The sequence below is a fragment of the Amycolatopsis echigonensis genome (assembly GCF_002846615.1).
GTDB lineage: Bacteria > Actinomycetota > Actinomycetes > Mycobacteriales > Pseudonocardiaceae > Amycolatopsis > Amycolatopsis echigonensis.
The window spans coordinates 6,830,232-6,845,328 of record NZ_PJMY01000003.1; the positions used below are offsets into that span (position 1 = coordinate 6,830,232).

15 protein-coding genes are annotated in these 15,097 nt (G+C 70.2%); 9 read left to right on the forward strand and 6 right to left on the reverse strand.

The genetic code is table 11. From position 1 onward, the window contains the following. Positions 1 to 9: 9 nt before the first annotated feature. Complete coding sequence (locus ATK30_RS37265) at positions 10 to 1,323, reverse strand: SWIM zinc finger family protein (protein WP_167442067.1); 1,314 nt, start codon at positions 1,321 to 1,323, stop codon at positions 10 to 12. Between the two features lie 171 nt (positions 1,324 to 1,494). Beyond that, positions 1,495 to 2,652, reverse strand: a complete 1,158-nt coding sequence (locus ATK30_RS37270) for an NAD-dependent epimerase/dehydratase family protein (RefSeq protein ID WP_101439434.1) — start codon at positions 2,650 to 2,652, stop codon at positions 1,495 to 1,497. Between the two features lie 186 nt (positions 2,653 to 2,838). Between ATK30_RS37270 and ATK30_RS37275 the strand changes: the two genes are divergently transcribed. Beyond that, positions 2,839 to 3,345 (forward strand): GtrA family protein, encoded by a 507-nt coding sequence (locus tag ATK30_RS37275; RefSeq protein ID WP_101439435.1) that lies wholly within the window; start codon positions 2,839 to 2,841, stop codon positions 3,343 to 3,345. Here the strand turns inward: ATK30_RS37275 and ATK30_RS37280 are convergent. After that, positions 3,275 to 5,449, reverse strand: a complete 2,175-nt coding sequence (locus ATK30_RS37280) for a glycosyltransferase family 2 protein (RefSeq protein ID WP_101439436.1) — start codon at positions 5,447 to 5,449, stop codon at positions 3,275 to 3,277. The two genes, ATK30_RS37275 and ATK30_RS37280, sit on opposite strands and share 71 nt — an antisense overlap. Next, positions 5,446 to 6,390: an NAD-dependent epimerase/dehydratase family protein gene (locus ATK30_RS37285; protein ID WP_101439437.1), complete on the reverse strand. Its 945-nt coding sequence runs from the start codon at positions 6,388 to 6,390 to the stop codon at positions 5,446 to 5,448. The genes ATK30_RS37280 and ATK30_RS37285 overlap by 4 nt, the downstream gene beginning before the upstream one ends. 256 nt (positions 6,391 to 6,646) lie before the next feature. Here ATK30_RS37285 and ATK30_RS37290 point away from each other — a divergent pair, with 256 nt between their 5' ends. From ATK30_RS37290 to ATK30_RS37300, 3 genes are read left to right on the forward strand one after another with little or no spacing between them, the layout of a single operon-like run. Then, a complete protein-coding gene (locus tag ATK30_RS37290; protein ID WP_101439438.1) occupies positions 6,647 to 7,090 on the forward strand; it encodes a transcriptional regulator in 444 nt (147 codons plus the stop codon). A gap of 11 nt (positions 7,091 to 7,101) precedes the next feature. Then, on the forward strand, positions 7,102 to 7,695 hold the full coding sequence (locus ATK30_RS37295; protein ID WP_244194841.1) for a hypothetical protein: 594 nt from the start codon (positions 7,102 to 7,104) through the stop codon (positions 7,693 to 7,695). Positions 7,696 to 7,702: 7 nt separating this feature from the next. After that, positions 7,703 to 8,788 (forward strand): MAB_1171c family putative transporter, encoded by a 1,086-nt coding sequence (locus tag ATK30_RS37300; RefSeq protein ID WP_101439439.1) that lies wholly within the window; start codon positions 7,703 to 7,705, stop codon positions 8,786 to 8,788. Here ATK30_RS37300 and ATK30_RS37305 read toward each other — a convergent pair. After that, complete coding sequence (locus ATK30_RS37305) at positions 8,730 to 9,251, reverse strand: 2'-5' RNA ligase family protein (RefSeq protein WP_167442068.1); 522 nt, start codon at positions 9,249 to 9,251, stop codon at positions 8,730 to 8,732. The two genes, ATK30_RS37300 and ATK30_RS37305, sit on opposite strands and share 59 nt — an antisense overlap. Positions 9,252 to 9,422: 171 nt before the next feature. Between ATK30_RS37305 and ATK30_RS45175 the strand changes: the two genes are divergently transcribed. From ATK30_RS45175 to ATK30_RS37320, 4 genes are all read left to right on the forward strand, one after another. Beyond that, positions 9,423 to 9,584 carry a hypothetical protein gene (locus ATK30_RS45175; RefSeq protein ID WP_157905059.1) on the forward strand — a complete coding sequence of 54 codons (162 nt, stop codon included), beginning with the start codon at positions 9,423 to 9,425 and terminating at the stop codon, positions 9,582 to 9,584. Between the two features lie 122 nt (positions 9,585 to 9,706). After that, positions 9,707 to 10,507 carry an alpha/beta fold hydrolase gene (locus ATK30_RS37310; RefSeq protein ID WP_101439441.1) on the forward strand — a complete coding sequence of 267 codons (801 nt, stop codon included), beginning with the start codon at positions 9,707 to 9,709 and terminating at the stop codon, positions 10,505 to 10,507. Between the two features lie 835 nt (positions 10,508 to 11,342). Next, the gene (locus tag ATK30_RS37315) at positions 11,343 to 12,869 is read left to right on the forward strand and encodes a CehA/McbA family metallohydrolase (protein WP_101439442.1); all 1,527 of its coding nucleotides are present in this window, start codon (positions 11,343 to 11,345) and stop codon (positions 12,867 to 12,869) included. 94 nt (positions 12,870 to 12,963) lie between these two features. Next, complete coding sequence (locus tag ATK30_RS37320) at positions 12,964 to 13,779, forward strand: hypothetical protein (RefSeq protein ID WP_101439443.1); 816 nt, start codon at positions 12,964 to 12,966, stop codon at positions 13,777 to 13,779. Here ATK30_RS37320 and ATK30_RS44865 read toward each other — a convergent pair. Beyond that, positions 13,746 to 14,183 carry a hypothetical protein gene (locus ATK30_RS44865; protein ID WP_143271469.1) on the reverse strand — a complete coding sequence of 146 codons (438 nt, stop codon included), beginning with the start codon at positions 14,181 to 14,183 and terminating at the stop codon, positions 13,746 to 13,748. The two genes, ATK30_RS37320 and ATK30_RS44865, sit on opposite strands and share 34 nt — an antisense overlap. Before the next feature lie 194 nt (positions 14,184 to 14,377). On the opposite strand from ATK30_RS44865, the gene ATK30_RS37325 reads away from it, so the two are divergent. Beyond that, positions 14,378 to 15,034, forward strand: a complete 657-nt coding sequence (locus ATK30_RS37325) for a hypothetical protein (RefSeq protein WP_101439444.1) — start codon at positions 14,378 to 14,380, stop codon at positions 15,032 to 15,034. Positions 15,035 to 15,097: the final 63 nt, after the last annotated feature.

Below are 15,097 nucleotides of genomic sequence, written 5' to 3' on the forward strand. Positions count from 1 at the left end.
TCAACGCAGTCACAGCCGCACCATCCCGTCGCGATGCCAGCAGCTCAGCGGACGCAACCCCGCCGTCGTCCACTCCGCGGCCACCGTCACCGGGCGCTCGGCCGCGAGGGCCAGCAGCGGCCACGGATCCACCGCCGGCGCCAGCGGCAGCGCCGCACCGTCCACATCAGACAGTGCCCAGCCGTCCCCGTGCCGGGCCGGGCGGAGGCCGGACAGCAACACGGGCCATCGGTCCAGCCACGGATCGGCCGCGAGCGCGGCAGCATGGTCGGCGAGCGCCGAAGCGAACGTGCTGCCCACCGGTCCGCTTTCCGGGGCCACCGGTTCCTCGCGATGATCGAACACCGCCCGCAGCGGCACCGCTCCCGGGTAGAACACCAGCTCTCCCGCTACGACGAACCCCGGCGGCAGCGAACTGTCCAGCGGACGTCCGGGCGGAGCGAACGACAGCACCAGTGCGTCCCGGCCGCTGCGTTTGCCCCGCAGCCAGGTGCGTCTGCTGCGCAGCGAGTCCTGCTCCTCGTCGATCGCGCCGGTGACCAGCCATTGGTCCGGCACCCGCTCGCCGGACTCCAGCACCTGCGCGTTGCTCACCGAGAATCCGAGCCGGGTCCGCACGGTGTCCGCGAGCGCGGCCGCCAGCGACTCCAGCCTGTTCGCCGCGTCCGCGAGCACGTAGACCAGCGACAACTCGGCCAGCAGCCGATCCGGCCAGTCGCGGCCGCGGCCGACCGATGCCGCCGCTCGGCGCAGGCCGTTCGCCAACCCGGGAGCTTGCGCGTCGACCATGCGCGAGGCGACCGTGTACAGCTCGTCGGCACCGCCGCGCTCGAACGTCGCGAACCCGGCGGACACCCGGTCGGCGAGCCATCCGCGCAGCTCAGCGGCCCCGGCGGTGACGCGCGCGAGCCGTTCCTGCGCCCGTTTCGCCGCCGCTTCGAGATCCTTTGGCGCGTCCGTCTTCTTCTCGGCTCGCTCCGTCCGCGCGGCCCGTTCGTCCAGCCACGCCCGCACCCATCCGGGCTCCTCCTCGCGGGGGAGCTGACCTTCCGACCAGAGCAGCAGCAATCCCAGCGCGTGCTTGCACGGGAACTTCCGGCTCGGGCAGGTGCACCGGAACGCGGGCCCGGCCGTTTCCACGGCCGTCTGGTACGGCCGCTTCCCGCTGCCCTGGCAGGCACCCCAGACGGCACGGCCCGACGCGCCCGCGCCCGACCATTTGGCCGGTGCGGCCTGCCCGCGCCCGGCCTTCGCCGACGCGGCGTCCGGCGCGAGTTCGAGCACCCGTTCCGGGCTCCACCGCGCCGCTGCTTCGTCCCCCACGTTTCCCTTGCCGCTCTTCCAGTTCCGTCCCCTTCAGGGGCTGACTGGAAGAGCATCCCACCCGCCACCGACAATTTCCGCGACGGAGGCGGAACGGAGCGCTGCTTTCCGCGCCGCGCCGACGCGTGCCGCGCTGGTCCCGACGTGCCTTCGGCGGGCAGCGCAGCGGAATCAGGAGGTTTCGACCGCTCCGCGCCAGCGCACCGTCGGGCGCAGCCGCTCGTCGTTCACCCGGTGCTTGTTCGCGCCCACGATGTCGAACATCGACTCGATCAGCGTGTCCGACAGCAGGTGCGGCTTCAGCCCCAGCCCGACGAGCCCGGTGTGCTTGACGTTGTAGTAGTGCTCCGGCTGCTCGACCCGCGGATTGTCGAGGTTCTCGATCTGCACCGGCCCGGGGAAGCGGTCGGCGACGAGTTCGGCGATCTCCCGCACCGACATGCTCTCGGTCATCTGGTTGAACACCCGGAACTCGCCGCGCCCGGCCGGATTCTCCACGGCCAGCCGGATGCACTCGACGGTGTCGCGGATGTCGATCAGGCCGCGCGTCTGCCCGCCCTTGCCGTACACCGTGAGCGGCTGCCCCAGCACGGCCTGGATGACGAACCGGTTGAGCACCGTGCCGAACACCGCGTCGTAGTCGAACCGGGTGGCCAGGCGCGGGTCGAGCGCGGTCTGCGGCGTCTGCTGGCCGTACACGACGCCCTGGTTGAGGTCGGTCGCGCGCAGGTCCCAGATCCGGCAGGCGAACTCGATGTTGTGCGAATCGTGCACCTTCGACAGGTGGTAGAACGAGCCCGGCTTCTTCGGGTACAGCATCCGGTCGCGGCGGCCGTTGTGCTCGACCTCGAGCCAGCCTTCCTCGATGTCGATGTTCGGGGTCCCGTACTCGCCCATCGTGCCCAGTTTGACCAGGTGGATGTCGGGGTCGATCTCGGCGATCGCGTACAGCAGGTTGAGGTTGCCGACCACGTTGTTGTGCTGCGTGTAGACCGCGTGCTCGCGGTCGATCATCGAGTACGGCGCGGACCGCTGCTCGGCGAAGTGCACGATCGCCGACGGCCGGAAATCCCGCACCGCGCCGAACAGGAATTCCGCGTCGAGCAGGTCGCCTTCGTAGCGCGCGATGCGCTTTCCGGACACCTCGTGCCACGCGTCGGTCCGGGTGCTCAGGTCTTCGATCGGGACGAGGCTCTCGGCTCCGAGCTCGACGTCGTACTGCCGCCGCGCGAAGTTGTCCAGAACAGCCACTTCGTGGCCTTTGTCCGACAGGTGGAGCGCGGTGGGCCAGCCCAGGTAGCCGTCACCGCCGAGAACCAGCACTCGCATCCGAGCACCCTTTCCTTTCGTTTTCGCGACAGGCACGGCCTTTCGTTGTACACGACGCCCGGTGTCGCGGTGGCAGATCCGAACCTAATCGCCCGCCGCTGATGTTCGGCTGGCAGTCAGCTGTGAATCCGCTGTGGGCCGGGGGGTCGCGCGGCGGAGCCGGCGGCCCGAGGGGAGACTGGGGACATGACGACGGTAACCAACCCGGCGAACCCGCGCACGACGGAAGAATCGCCCAAGCCGCGCCGCCGCGGCCTGGTCCGGTTCGTCCGCGCGGCCGCCAGTTCGGTGGCCGCGACGCTGCTCAGCCAGGCCACGCTGATCGCGGTGCTCGCCGCGGACGGGGCTCCGTGGCTGGCGAGCACCTGCGCGTTCGCGGCCGGGGCGGTGCTGAACTTCTTCCTCACCCGGCGCTGGGTGTGGGGCCGCCGCGGCCGTCCCGAACTGGGCCGCGAGCTGCTGCCCTACGTGCTCGTCATCTCGCTCGGCGGCCTCGCCTCCGTCGGGCTGACCACGCTCGCCGGCCACCTGCTCGCGCCGTTGCACCTGCCGCACTTCTGGTGGGTCGTGCTGCTTGACGCGGCGTACGTGCTCAGCTACGCGCTGGTGTTCGTCGCCAAGTTCACGATGCTCGACCGGTTCGTTTTCGGCCGCGACGCAGCACGTACCCCCGCCACCACGTCCCCGTCATGACCCGCGCGTAGTTCGCGCCGTACACGACGCTGCCGCCCTTTTTGCTCTTGCCCGCCTTGCGCAGCCGCATGCTCATCGGCCGTTCGAGCACGCGCGCCCCTTGCGCGGTCGCGCCCAGCAGCAGTTCCGATGACTGGTACTGCGGTTCGTTCAGCGGGATCGCGCACGCGAGTTCCGCGCGCAGCGAACGGAATCCGAACGACGTGTCGGTGATCCGCCGCCAGGTGAGCACCGACGCGAGCCACGCGAACACGCGCACGCCGACCCAGCGCATCCGGCTGTCGGCCTCTTCGTGGCCCAACCGCCGCGAGCCGGTCACGAAGTCCGCGGTGCCGTCCAGCAACGGCGCGACGAGTTCGGCCATTTCGCTGTTGTCGTACTGGCCGTCGCCGTCAGTCGTGACGATGTACTTAGCGCCGTTCTCGGCAGCGAGGTGATAACCGAGGCGCAGCGCGGCGCCCTGGCCGCGGTTAGTCGGCGCGACGCACACGTACGCGCCATGGTCCTCCGCGATGGCCGCAGTGTTGTCCGTACCGCCGTCTACGACCACCAGGACGTCCGCTGGCAGCCCGAGACATTCGTCCGGCATCTTCTCCAGCACCTGGCCGATTCCGCCGGCTTCGTTGTACGCGGCGATCACCACGGTCAGCTCGGACAGCTTCGCGCCGGGATGCCGGTCGTGGAAGTCCGCGATCGCGCCTTCGTCGACAGCGTCCGGATAACTGCCGAGACGACGACGGCTGGCGACGGTGAGCGTGGTGAACCCGAGCGCTCCGGCGACCGGCAACAGCACGAGTGCGGGAAGCTGGTAGCGCCAGGAAAACTCGAACACCGCGGAGGCGAACAGCAGGAACAATCCGGTGCCCGCGGCGAACAACGCGCCGCTTCGAGCCGGGTGGCGCGGTTTCTTGCGCCGCAGCACGGTGAGCAGGCCGAGCAGCGCGAAGAACCCGAGCACCGCGCCGGGCACGAACCCGCCGTTGATCTGGTAGTCGCGCAGGAACACCGCGATCGGCTCGTCGACCTGCGGGTCCGTGCCGTCGTACTGCTGCGTGACCGCTTTGAGCGCGGCGGGCTCGGCGAACTCCGGATAGGTCAGCTGGAACTGCCACCGGTCGATCGGCACGTCGGTGGGCGCGGTGTAGCGGGTGAACTGGAAGCTCTTGCCGAAGTCGCCGAGGATCGCCGTCGCGACGTCCCACCACTGCGCTTTCAGCGCGGTCACCGCGAATTCGTGCGCCAGCGCGCCCTTGTCCGCGCCGGGCGGCAGCGGTCCGGGCCACGCCGGGTCGAGATCGGCGTGCGTGTAGTTGTCGACCAGCCGGTTCTCGACCGGTTCGGTGGGGCAGAACTGCCGTACGACCGGGTCCAGCTGCAGTTTCGCGCAGTCCGCGACCGCGGCGGTGCGGCCGTAGAGCATGCTGCCGGACGGCCCGCTCAGCCCCCAGTTTCCGGTCTCCGCCTTGACTTGCGCCGCGTACGGGACCACGACGACGAGGATCCCGAGCAGCCCGATCCCGGCGTCGCGCCAGCCGCGCCACGAACGCCACGCGCTGCCCGCGGCGAGCACGTACAGCAGGAACGGCGCGGCGATCGCTACGCCGATCAACCGCACCAGCACGCCGAACCCGACCACGAGCCCGGCCAGCGCGATCCGCCGCCAGTTCGGTTTTCCCTTGGCCAGCACCAGCCACAGCAGGCCGAACAGCAGCGCTTCGAACAGCACCTCGGCCATGATGTTCTGCTCGATCTGCACCTGGTAGGCGTCGAGCAGCAGCGGTGCGGCGGCCAGCGCGCCCACCCAATTGCGCGCGCCGAGCCGCCGGGCGAGCGCGTAGATCCCGACCGCGATCGCCAGTCCGCCCAGATGCTGCACCGCGGCGACGAACGACAGTCCGCCGACCGCGAGCAGCGGCCGCAGCAGCAGGTCGTAGCCGACCGGGTTGATCCCGTCGGCGCGCAGGCCGTGCAGATTGTCCAGGTACCGGAAGGAATCGATGTACAGCAGCGCGGGCCGGTAGGCGATCCACGACAGCACCCGCAGCGTGGTTCCCGCGGCGAGGAGCACCAGGAGGAACGCGTGGCGGCGGAGGAATCCGGTCACGGCGCCTCGGCCCGGTCCAGTCCGGAGAAGTACTTCCAGGCCGTGGCGAGTCCGTCGGCGAGGGCGATTTCCGGGCGGTAGCCGATGGTTTCCGCGCTCGCCGAGACGTCCACGACCACCGCGGGCATCTCGCCGGCCGGCGCGGGCACGTGCTCGACCGGCAGCTCGGCCCCGGTCACCGCGCGCACGGTCTCGACCATTTCCAGCACTGACACCGAATGTCCGGCACCGACGATCGCGCGGCCGGTGTAGCCGCTCTCGTACGCGAGCGCGATCGCGCGCACGACGTCGTCTACGTGCACGAGGTCGCGACGCTGCTCGCCGGTGCCATAGACCCGCACGCCTTCATTATTCAACGCGGCGCGCATCATTCGCGGGACGAAGCTGTCTTTGTGCGACATGCCGGGCCCGTACACGTTGGTGAACCGCAGCGCGCACGTCGTGATGCCGTACGCGCCCGCGTAGCCCGACAGCAGCATCTCGCAAGCGGCTTTCGTGGCACCGTACGGCGTAAGCGGCTTCGTGGGCAGGTCGACGGTGATGGTGTTAGTGCCGACATCGCCGATCACTGCGTTCGTGGACGCGAGAATGAAGCGCGGCACCTCGCGTACGCGACACAGTTCGAGAAGTTCTTGTGTCACCGCCACGTTCTCCGCGTACGTGTCGCGCGGCAGCTCTACGGACTTCAACACGGACGTCAGCGCGGCGAGGTGCACGATCCCGCCGACACCTGCTTCGACAGCTGCTTCGCGGGTTTCGGCGTCGCGCAGATCGCCGACGACGACGCGCACTCCCTCGTCCGTCGTCTCGTAGCGCACGCGGTCCACGACAGTGACCGGATAACCGCGCTCACGGAACGCGCGCACGACAGCGCGGCCGATGAAGCCGCTGCCGCCGGTGACGACGACGGGTGTCCTTTCGGGACTATGGGGGAGCGTCATGGCGCACAACCTACCGTCGCAGTCTGTGCGCCACTTGTGCGTCCCTCGCTCGTCTCGGACGGGCACGTCTTTCGGACAGGCACCGACGAGCGCGGGACCGCGTGCGGGCACCCCCAGCGACCGCACGCGGATCCCGGTGTTTAGTTTTCTAAACGATGCGCGGGGCGAGTGTATCCGGAACGGGACGGCTGGTGTCAAGTTTTCGGGACGGTTATGCTGGGCGCTGTTACGGAGACGGAACGGTGATGGGGGCGGCATGGCCGAGCAGGAACAGGAGCGCAGCTTCGCGGAGCGGCTGGCGCACCTGATCGCGACCGTGCATCCGCCGGACCGCAAGCCTTACTCCTACCGCGAGATCGCCCAGGGCGTCGCCGACGTCACCGGCGTGACCATGTCGGCCACGCATGTCCAGCAGCTGGCCGTCGGCGCGCGGCGCGACCCGAAGCGGTCGCACATCCAGGCTCTCGCGCGGTTCTTCGGCGTGCCGGTCACCTACTTCTTCGACGACGAGGTGGCCGGCCGGGTCGACGCGCAGGTCGCCGACGTCGTCGCCTGGCGCGACACCCAAGCCCGCGAGCTGGCGCAGCGCGCGATGCGGCTGTCCGAGCGCGACCGGCAGACCGTATCCGCCCTGATGGACCAGCTCGGCAGCTACGCCGAGGACCGGGACCGGACCCGGCGCGGGCGCAAGCCCGAGTGATCAGGGCGGCTATGCTGGCGACGGCCGGAGCGCCGGGGACCCCCTGGTGCACCCGGCTGGTCCAGCCGCCGATCGCCTCGGGAGGGGACATCGACCCGACCGTGCGAGCGCGCGCCCGCGACCGGGTGCGCGACCTGCTGGCGCACGTGCCCGCCCCGCGGCCGTGGTCGATGAACGCGTGGATCGACCGGCTGGAACGGCACCGCGGCCGCGACATCGACCTGCTCGCGGTCGACTACGCGCCCGGCCAGCCCTCCGGCGCGTGGCAGCGGCACGACGACTTCGACCTCATCGCCTACGCGGCGGGCACGTCGTCGCTGCACCAGGACCACATCATCGCCCACGAAATCGCGCACCTGCTGTGCGAGCACCGCGGCGAGTGCGTGCTCAGCGACGCCGAAGCGGCGACGCTCGCGCCGGATCTCAGCGCGCACCTGCTGTCGCATCTGCTCACTCGCGTCACCACGAATTCCGACGAGTACGAAGCCGAGCTCATCGCCGTGTTCCTGATGAGCGCCGCCACGGCGGACAACGCCCAGTTGCGGCCGGGCGCGTCCGGACGGGCAGCGGACCGCGCGCGGCGCTTCGCGTCACTGCTGGGGTAGCGCGCGGATGATCGACGCTCTTTTCTTCGGGGTCGGCCTGCTCGCCCTCGCGGCTGGGATCTGGCGCGCGGTGCGAGCGCGGCGGACTGGCGCTGGGGCGGGGCTCGCGACCAGCCTGATCGCGCTCGGCGTCGCGTTGTGCTTGCTCGCCGACAGTGCGCAGGCGATCGAGAGCCAGCTGTACCCGAGCCTTGGGCGGCTGCTGTCGAACCTCTCGACCATGGTGGCTGCGTACGGCATCGAAGTGACTGTCGCGGAGATCGGTGGCGTGGCAGAGCGTCGACGGCGCGCGCGGCTCGTCGCGTTGATTGTCGCGCTGGTCGTGCTCACCGCGTCGTTCTTCGCGACGAGCGGGCTTCATACGGGCGTTGGACTCTTCGACGAGCTGTACCGGTCGAATCCGACACTGGTTGTGTACATCGCCGTCTACACGCTGTACCTGGGCTTGGCCGTGGTGGACATCGCCGTGGTGTCGGCCGGAGCGGTGCGCGCGGGCACGGGTGCGCTGCGGGCCGGTCTCGGCATCATGCTCGTGGCCTGTGTCTTCGCTTTCGCTTATCTGATCGGCAAGATCGTCGATCTGCTCAGCGATCTGACCGCCGAGCATCCGGTCACGAAGCTGTGCCGCGGCGTGTTTTCGACGGTTCGGTGCACGCTCGCGGTCGGCTTTCCGGCGATTTCGGTGCTGCTGATCGTGGTGGGGCTGACGGTGCCGGCGTTGCCCGCACTGGGACGGGCGGTGCGCGACGCGCGGACGCGGGCGGTGCTGCGGCCACTGCGGCAGCACCTGGCTTCGCGGTACCCGGACGTCGTCCGTCTCGACGACGCGTCGGGAACCGGACGGGAGCGGTTGCTGACGATGATGAGCGAGATCAACGACGGGCTGCTGCTGTCCGGCGTCGGTCCCGAGCTGTCGCCGAGCGCGGCGGCGCGGGTGCTGCGCAGCTCGGCCGCGACGGTGCCGGACGAGGCCGCGGAACCGTCGGCGCTGCCCCAAGAGACCGCCTTCGCGGCCGATGTGGCCCGGCTGCGGGCTATCGCGCAGGCGTTCCGAGCGGAGCCGACAGCCGGAGCCGCCAACCCTGCTCCGTGAGGACGACGAGGTGCAGCGTTTCCGCGCGGGCGGCGACCGGCAGCGCTGCCCTTGCTCGTTCGGCGACCTCGGCGCGCTGGTCGTCGGTGCCGCCGAGGGCGATCGTCAGGTGCGCTGGCGGGTGCGCCCCGAAGCGGCCGCCGTACGGGGGCGTGTCGGGCCAGTGATCGCACACGGCGTCGGCGAGGGGCTGGAGGGCGGGTGCGGCCGCGGCGACGAATCCGGGCGCGAGGACCAGGTCGGTCAGCTGCACTTCCGTCGCCGGGAAGTTCGCGGCGAGCTGGCTGACGTCGGCGTCGGTCCGATCGGTGAGCCGGTCGGCGGGCAGGAACGGGTACAGCGCCGTGACGTGCGGCGGAAGGCCGGGACGGACGAGTCCGGGGTCGACGGCCGCGGCGGCTTCGAGCAGGACGGCGGCGGACGGGAGCGTGACGACGAGCGCGCTGGTTCCGGGCGTGGGCACGGCCCCGATCCTGCCGGACCGCCCTCGCCGCCGCACCGGAAGGGGCCTCTCGCACCGGAAAGGAAAGGCAACCCTTTCCCTTCTGCTTCTTTCGGGGAATTCCGCTTGACCGAACCCTAAGTCTTCCCCAAGTCCGCCGACGGCGATTCTTCGCGGTCCTACACTCGGTGGATGAAGATCGTCCTATGGACCGCATTGTGCGGATTGTGCGCCGTCACCGGCCACGTGCTCCTGGGCGTCGTGGCGGGTTTCCTTCTGCTGGCTTGCGTTCCGCGCCGTCCCGCCGCGGGGCGGCCGGCGCCCGAAAGAGAATTGATCAGTTCCCGCGGCTGACTTTCCGGGAATTCTCCCGGAAATTGCCGCCCCTGCGCCCGGCTGCCCTCCTCCCGGCCGCCGGGTCCCGGAATTGTCGGCGCCGTGCGGTACAACGGTGGCCGGCGAACAGGGAGGGAACGATGCATTACGTCGAGCACGGTTCGGGCACGCCGGTGCTGGCCGTCCACGGCTGGATGCCGGACCACCGCCTGATGACCGGCTGTCTCGAACCGGTCTTCGCGCGGCGGCCCGGATTCCGGCGGATCTATCCGGATCTGCCCGGAATGGGCGAGTCGCCGGCCGGGTCCGCGCGCGGGTCGGACGACCTCCTCGCGGCGCTGGAGGACCTGGTCGACGACCTGATCGGCGACGAGCCGTTCCTGCTGGTCGGCGAGTCGTACGGCGGTTATCTGGCGCGCGGGCTGACGCGCGCGCGACCCGCGCAGGTCGCCGGGCTGGCGCTGGTGTGCCCGGTCGGCCGTCCGGTGCCGGTGCTGGAGAGGGACGTGCCGGACCACGAGGTGCTGCGCGCCGACCCGGACCTGATGGCGGGTCTCGATCCGGCGGAGGCGGAGGAGTACGGGGAGGTGGCGGTGGTCCAGTCCGCGGAGACGCTGGCGCGTTTCCGGGCGGACGTCGCGCCGGGCCTGGCGGTCGCCGACCGGGCCGCGCTGCAGCGGATGCTGGCGGGGTGGAGGTTGTCGGCCGATCCGGAAAGCGGTCCGGTGTACCGGAAACCGGCGCTGATCGTGTGCGGCCGGCAGGACGCGTCCACGGGATTCGCGGAGCTGTACGGCTTGCTGGGGCACTATCCGCGGGCGAGCTACGCGGTGCTCGACCGGGCGGGGCACAACCTGCAGTTCGAGCAGCCGGTGTTGTTCGAGGCGCTGATGGAGGAATGGCTGGACCGGGTCGCGGAGGAGAGTGATGCGGTGGAGTGAGGTTGCCGGGTGCCGGGCGGTTTGTGCGGGCAGCGGGCGGATTGCTGCTTTACGTGGTGCCGTGCGCCGGTTGGCTCGGGCTGATCTTCGCGGCTCGGTGGTGCGAAGGCGAGGAGGCTTGGTCGGTGAGTGCCTGATGCTGCTCGATCTGCGAGGCGGCGAGAGGCCGTGCCCGGCGCTTGGCTCGTGCGCGGAACCAGGGCTCGCAGGCGTCGGCGGTCGGGCTCTGGCGGTGGGCGATCGGTGAGGGGGTGAGATGCGATCGCGAGCGCCGGATCTGGGCAGCCGCAGTTCTCGACCGGAGTGTCGCGGCAGTTCGCTGGCGTTGCTTGCCTTGCGAGCCACGAGAATCCCCGCCCGGGAGCTGGACCCGCGCGGGCTGACTTCGGCCTGAGCGACTCGGTTCGTGATCGGTGAGCTGAGGCGCCGTGCGATCGGTGTGGCAGCGCGAGTTCGTGCCTGGCAGCCGATTCGCGTGCCCTCGAGACCGGCCGGGGTCGGCGGCGGGCGAGTGCCGGTCATCGTTGTTGTCGGCGCGGCGGCCGGGAGTCGCTGTCTGGTGCCCGATTGGCGGCGTCGTCCGACTGGAGCGTCGCAGCCGAGCGTGCCCGCCGATCATGGCTCGCTGTCCGATGACGGCAGCGGGGCAGAGTCCCATGCCGTGATTCCGTGCGGAGCAGGCGATCCCGCGCCAGCCTCGCGCGTTGTCGAGCCTGCTGAGCCGCGGAGGGCCGGTGCTGGGCAAGGCGAGTCGCCGAGTGTTCACCGCAGCGTCGTTGAAGGGGGTGGGCCCGGCGGTTAGCGTCGGCGCGACTTCTTTGCTGCGGAGGTAGGCATGTCCACTGGGGAACTGAACCGGCGCAACCTGTTCCGGGCCGGAGGCGTCGTGGCGGCGGGGGCGGCGATGAGCATGCTGCCGGGCGTCTCGTTCGCGGAGTCCGCGCCCGGCGCCGGGCAGCAGACGAAGACCGTCACCGGCACTTTCCGTCCGGACGTGCCCGACTGGTACTACCTCCCGGTCGACGTGCCGCCCGGCGTGAAGCAGATCGACGTCGTCTATTCCTACGACCGGCCGTCGGTGCCGTCCGGGACTCGCGGAAATGCTTGCGACATCGGGATGTTCGGCCCGGAAGGGCACGAACTGGGCACCCGGCGCGGCTTCCGCGGCTGGTCCGGCGGTTTCCGCGACCGGTTCTCGATCAGCGCTTCCGAAGCGACGCCCGGCTACCTCGCCGGACCGATCACGCCCGGACGCTGGCACGTCATCCTCGGCCCGTACACGGTCGCGCCGCAGGGCCTGAACTACCGCGTCGACATCACGCTGACGTTCGGCCAGGACACCTCGAAGCCGTTCCGGCCGAATCCGGCCCCGGAGACCGCGCCCGCGCGCGACCGCGGCCGGTCCTGGTACCGCGGCGACTCCCACCTGCACACCGTCCACTCCGACGGCAAGCGCACGCCCGAGCAGCTGGTGGCGGACGCACGGGCAGCCGGTCTGGACTTCATCGTGTCCACCGACCACAACACGTCCAGTTCGCAGCTGGTGTGGGGCAACTACGCCACCGACGACCTGCTGATCCTGAACGGCGAGGAAGTCACCACGCGGTCCGGGCACTGGCCCGCGATCGGCGTCCCGGCCGGCACGTGGATCGACTGGCGCTACCGCGCTTCCGATCCGCGCGACTTCCGGCGGTTCACCGACCAGGTGCACCGCGTGGGCGGCTTGGTCACCGCGGCGCACCCGTTCGCGAACTGCTTCGGCTGCACCTACGAGTTCGCGTACGAGATCGCCGACCTCGTCGAGGTCTGGAACGGCCCGTGGACCGCGGACGACGAATCGAGCGTCACGCACTGGGACGGCCTGCTGCGCGGCGGCCGGTGGATCCCGGCGATCGGCGATTCCGACGCGCACAACCCGGACCACACCGTGGCGCTCCCGCACACCGTCGTCCAGGCGGACCGGCTCGGCCGGGCGGAACTGCTCGCCGGGCTCAAAGCGGGCCGGTCGTGGCTCGCCGAATCGAAGGACGTGCAGCTCGACTTCTCCGTCTCCGGCGCGGGCCGCACCGCGGGCATCGGCGGACGGCTCGTCGCGGACACCGGCACGCCGATCGAGGTGCGCGCGGTCGTTCGCGGAGTGCCGGGCACGACCTTGACGTTCCTCGACCAGCTCGGTCCGGAGCACAGCGAAACCGTTCCGGAGTCCGGCACCGCGACCGTGGCGTGGACGACATACCCGCGCTACAGCCGCTGGGTCCGGGTCGAGGTGCGGCGTCCGTCGGGCGGCCCGAAGACGACGACGCCGAACGCCATGGTCGCCATGTCGAACCCGATCTTCCTGGGCGCTCCGGACGCCGGCTGAGCCGACCCGACCGTCTCGCGGCCGGGACGCCCGGGCAGACTGTGCACTCGAAGTGGGCAGTGGGGAAGGGCGGGCACGGGTGCGCGGGTGTGGCGTGCGGGCGGCGATCCTGGCGGTCGTCGTGGCCCTCGCGGCGGTGGTCGTCGTGGTGGTCATGTTCTCGAGCAATAACGAGGTGAAGACCCCCGGCTGCACGGTCGCGCTGCCAAAGGGCCCGAACGACGCCTCCGCGCCGCAGTACACGCTGCAACCGGAACCCATGAACAACGCCGCGATCATCGCTGCCGTCGGCATCAAGCAGGGCCTGCCCTCGCACGCCGTCACGGTCGCCCTCGCGACCGCCCTGCAGGAGTCGAAACTCCGCAACCTGAGCGGCGGCGACCGGGATTCGATCGGCCTGTTCCAGCAGCGCCCGAGCCAAGGCTGGGGCACTCCTGACCAGCTCCAGGACCCGGTGTATTCGGCGACGGAGTTCTACAAGAAGCTCGTGAAACTCGACAACTGGCAGACGATCCCCGTCACCGAGGCCGCGCAGGCGGTGCAGCGCTCCGGTGCCCCCGAGGCGTACGCCCAGTGGGAAGACGAAGCCACCGCGCTGACCGGCGCGCTGACCGGCCAGTACCCGGCGGCGCTGACCTGCCGGAACCTGACGCTGAACCCGCCGGCGAACCTGGTGACCGTCGCGAACGCCGAACTGGGCACCGCGCGCTTGAGCGGCGCCCACCCGGCCGCGGAAGGCTGGCGGATCGCGAGCTGGCTGGTGGCTCGCGCGGCGAAGCTGGGCGTGGACCGGGTGAGCTTCGCGGGCCAGACGTGGACGGCTGAGTCGGGCGCGTGGGCCGCGGATGAGCAGGCGGGACAGAATCTCTCGCTGCATCAGGCACCGGTCGCGCCGCCCAGTTCCGGCTGATCGGGCAGCGCTGCCTTGTGCGGCCCGGCAGCCTTGGACAGCGTGCCGGGTGTGCGGGATCGCTCGCCGCATGAGGCGCGCTGGCTGCGCGGCCCAGCCCGGGCTGATCGGCGGGCCGGGCCTGCTGCGGGCGGTGCGGTTCGCGCCCGATTTCGTCCCGCCAGGGTGGCGTCGAGCACGCGGAACGGCGGATCCGGTGCGGAGGCGGGCCACCGCCCGTCGAAGATCCGTCCACTGTGGATCATGGGTGCCCGGTGACATCCCGCCGGATCGGTCGAATCCGCTGCCTTCAGCTCTTGTTCGACCGGATCCGGCCAACGGGGGCCGACATTTCTGCGATTTCTTCGCTGGCGAAAATCGTCGATAACCATGCCGAAAAAACATAGGTTGACGGTCGCGAACATCCTGCTCTAGGCTCGATACTGCTTGAAATGGGGGAAAGCACTGGGGATGCTTCCTCTCTTTGGGGTGGCAGTAATCGTCGACCGGCATCACGGCCTGTGTCGAATTATTCCCTTGCGTCTGCTCGCCTCGTGAAATGGCCGAGTGCTGTCGAGTGCTCATTTCGCCGAAAATCGCAGGAAAGGTGTGCTGAAAAATGACCAAAAACCGGAAACCGGGCAGGATTTCGTCTCGGCTGGCCGTGGTCGTCGGGTCGTCGCTCGCCGTGGTGCTGGCCGTGCTCGGCGGCACCTCGGCCGCGGTCGCCGCGCCGGCCTCGGGCACGAACCAGGAGACGCAGCTCGGGATGCACGCCGTGGGATTCGACGCGGCGGTCGCCAAGGCGCATGGCTACCAGATCGTCACTTATGCCAACGGCGACCAGCAGTCGGTTCCGATCGACCCGCGGTCGAACCTGCCCAAGAGCGTGATCGTGCACCCGCGACCGGCCGTCCAGCCCGGCGGACGGGCGAGACCCGCGGCCAACACCGACTACGCGGAGGTGTGGGGAAACTGCGGTCGTTCCTGGATTCGCGTCGGCCAAACCGGCGTCAACCAGGTCGCGGTCGCCAGCGGGTTCAGCAACACTCCCGCTACCGCGTTCTTCTGGTCCTGGGACGTCTCGCTCAGCGACCGGAACGGGACTTCGCACCAGACCTACAGCGGAGCGATTTTCGACGACAAGGCCGCGCGGGTCTGGACTGGCTTGAACCAGTTCGGATTTACCTTCGACCGCGTCGCCAAGGGCGGCGCGACGCTGATCGACGGCACCATCTGCAATTCCGGCAATCCCAGCGTCTCGATCTACCTCTGAAGTTCGCCGATGGCACGTTGCCCGGGAATTCCGGGAAACGTGCCATCTCTTCTGTCGGGTCGG